Origin of the sequence: Psychrobacter sp. (genome assembly GCF_036731945.1) — a bacterium.
Lineage (GTDB): Bacteria > Pseudomonadota > Gammaproteobacteria > Pseudomonadales > Moraxellaceae > Psychrobacter.
On record NZ_DAINDI010000004.1, the window covers coordinates 5,669 to 8,885 of the forward strand.

The window sequence follows — 3,217 nt, forward strand, 5'->3', positions numbered from 1 at the left end:
GGTCTAACTGTCATGCAACTGCTTAATAATGCACTGGTATCAGTGATAAGTTAAATTGAGAAATACCCAACGCTATGATTGGCTCTGTCTATTTTGGCTACTAACGGATTTTTTCATCTAAATGCTTTTAAATCAGTAAGGCTATAAATGCGGTTAGATTCATCCGTTATTATTCATCGATATATGGCTGCTAATACTACGCTTATAAATAGCCGATGAATAAATATTTACCGGTATGGTAAAAAGTTAAACAGCAACAACACCGAAGCCGTTACCCCAAAAAATCATAATGCCCCAAAATAGGAAGACTAAAATAGCGATAATCATCAATGTTTGTAAAAATAAACGCAGTTTAGGTGCGCTTTCACCCATCTTGCCAGAGGTAATATAGTCGGTAAACACCGTCCACATACCGACCCACGCGTGACCAGCCAATGCCAAGATAGCCAACAAGCTGAACAGACGCATCGGTAAACTGGTCATAAAATCAGACCATTCAATGAAGGTTATATTGCCATGGGTTAAGAAAAAGCCCAGCAATACCACACTGTAGACGGCTAGAATAACCGCACTGATACGTTGGACCATCCAATCACGGGTACCTGAGCTTGTTAGACCGGTGGCGCTTTTGATTCCTGAATCATTTTTTATCATTAGAACATCACCCATACAAATGACGCGACAATTAAAATCGCTGCAATCACTAAGCTGACAACAGACGCCATACGCGCCGATTGTAGCTCTTCATTTTGACCATTATCAGCAAATAAATGCTTCACGCCCATCACGAAGTGATAAGCAATGGCGGCGACGAAAATCCACGCTAAAAAGCGAATAAAGACATTGTCAAACACGGTTTCAAAACTCTCAGGCGATGCCAAAGAATTCTGTAATAACCACAGCATGACTGGGATAAGTAGAAATAAAACAATGCCAGAGATACGATGCAAGATAGAAGCAATTGCAATCGGTGAGCGGTTAACGCTAATCACTTGGCTTAAGGGCAGATTAATAGGTCGGTTGCTTTTCACAGCGGGCATCCTTTTTGCGGTTATACTCCTGTATCAGCTATCAACGCATTATACGAATACTATTTATCAATACTATTCTACAAGCGGCAAGCAACACATGAGATGAATAAAGTAAGGAAGGGCTAGCTGACGTCGTTTCATTTGCGCTAAATATGCAAGGTCGATAAATCTTATTTATCTGACGTTCAGATAAACTCTATAAATAAAATCTATGCCCGTAGCGACTGTTTATTTAGTTGCTATTTGGGTAGTTTCCATTTATAAAGTGGTTATAGACTTCCCTATCGCTCACTGAAGTGACAATCCCTTTTTATGACAAATCATTCATGCCCTTTATACAAAATAAAGAGGTTGCATGGAGTTCATAATATAGGATAAATCGATTAACTATTCTATTTTTACGACGTTGCATCAACAAAAAAGATAACGCCATAATATCATCTGTAGAGTATCATTTTTTATTAAGGCAAACTTCACTGTTGACTATTTAAAAATAGAACAGTTAACAAGAATATTCAAACGATAAGTCGGGTTTTGGTCTATTAACCGAACAGTCAATCCTCAAAAAGTCTCAGTAAAGCTGGGCTTTACCAGTGGTTTTATCAGAGCAGCCTATTCATTTGCGCAAAGCTAGTGCCAGTTAAATCCCTCCAATTATAAAATGACTGCGTCATAATTACAAATTTATCCCCTAAATAGTGGTTATCGGTGATTATTTAACAAAAAGCTAGCTATTGGTAAGACGAATTTATTAGTATTGGTGTATCAGAATCACTTTTTGACCCCAAATAATCTGTCGGCTACTCATACTCTGTCTAACGCATGGTCCATTGAGGCAAATAGTAAAAGCGTTTATTTTGCGATAAAGTCTTAATTTTTATAATGTTAATGATAATCATTACTTTAGAAGCAAACTGAGAACTTGTCCTTAAATTACCAAATAGACATATTTTGATACAAAGTTTACAGTCGTTTAGTACGACTAATGCATACCTATTACAGACATTACTGCTAAAAGTCTTTTCAAAACCTCAGTAATTACTGCTAATATAGCCTGCATATTAAATGGGTTAGAATTTTTTGACCGTTTAACAAGTGAAGACGCGAGGGTATGCGTCGATATAATTTTATTCCAACAAGTTAAAAACAATGGAGAGCAGTTTATGGCTGACAACAATGCCAAATTAAGCGTAAATGGTAAAGAATACGAATTTCCTATTATTGAAGGTACTTTAGGGCGTCCAGTTATCGATATTGCTGCTCTACAAGATTCAGGCTTTTGGTCTTATGACCCAGGTTTTAAAGTAACCGCTCCTGTTGAATCTAAGATTACTTACATTGATGGCGGTAAAGGTGAGTTATTACACCGTGGCTACCCTATCGACCAGTTAGCAAACAATGCTGAATACTTAGAAGTGGCGTATGCACTGATTCATGGTGATCTACCAAATGCTGAGCAAAAAGCAGATTTCTATGAAAAGGTTCGTAAACACACCGGCGTTCATGACCAATTACGTAAATTCTTTGAAGGTTTCCGCCGTGACGCGCATCCAATGGCGATTATGGTTGGTGTCGTTGGTGCCTTATCAGCGTTTTATCATGACAATTTAGACGTCAGCAACGAAGAACACCGTGAAATCACCGCTATTCGTCTAATCGCTAAAATGCCAACGCTTGCAGCGATGAGTTATAAATACTCGCAAGGCGAACCGTTCATGTATCCACGTAATGATTTCAATTACGCAGAAAACTTCTTATACATGATGTTTGCAACCCCTGCTGATGTTGACTACGAAACCAATGACGTGATTACTCGTGCGATGGACAAAATCTTTACTTTGCATGCTGACCACGAGCAAAACGCTTCAACCTCTACGGTACGTCTAGCAGGCTCTACTGGTGCTAACCCTTATGCGTGTATCGCTGCCGGTATCGCCGCCCTTTGGGGTCCATCACATGGCGGCGCTAACGAAGCTGTCCTTGAGATGTTAGATGAGATTGGTTCGGTAGAAAACGTTCCTGAATTTATGGAAAAAGTGAAAAGCCGTGAAGTAAAACTGATGGGCTTTGGTCACCGTGTTTACAAAAACTTTGACCCACGCGCACAAGTCATGAAAGAAACTTGTGACGAAGTATTGGGTGCACTCGGTATCAATGATCCTAAGCTTGAGCTTGCTATGGCACTT

At 39.3% G+C, this 3,217-nt stretch carries 3 protein-coding genes; 1 reads left to right on the top strand and 2 read right to left on the bottom strand.

Features of this window, described 5'->3' with window-relative positions; translation table 11 throughout:
- Positions 1–246: 246 nt before the first annotated feature.
- Positions 247–651 carry a succinate dehydrogenase, hydrophobic membrane anchor protein gene (sdhD, locus tag V7D75_RS01380; RefSeq protein ID WP_333613155.1) on the bottom strand — a complete coding sequence of 135 codons (405 nt, stop codon included), beginning with the start codon at positions 649–651 and terminating at the stop codon, positions 247–249.
- Positions 652–653: 2 nt separating this feature from the next.
- On the bottom strand, positions 654–1,040 hold the full coding sequence (gene sdhC, locus V7D75_RS01385) for a succinate dehydrogenase, cytochrome b556 subunit (RefSeq protein WP_082894375.1): 387 nt from the start codon (positions 1,038–1,040) through the stop codon (positions 654–656).
- Between the two features lie 1,154 nt (positions 1,041–2,194).
- Between sdhC and gltA the strand changes: the two genes are divergently transcribed.
- On the top strand, positions 2,195–3,217 hold a 1,023-nt coding region (gltA, locus tag V7D75_RS01390), incomplete at its 3' end, for a citrate synthase (RefSeq protein WP_333613103.1).

What these genes read in the sequence shown, in the direction of transcription:
- sdhC (WP_082894375.1), bottom strand. Translation starts at nt 1,040, where the DNA reads ATGCCCGCTGTGAAAAGCAACCGACCTATTAATCTGCCCTTAAGCCAA.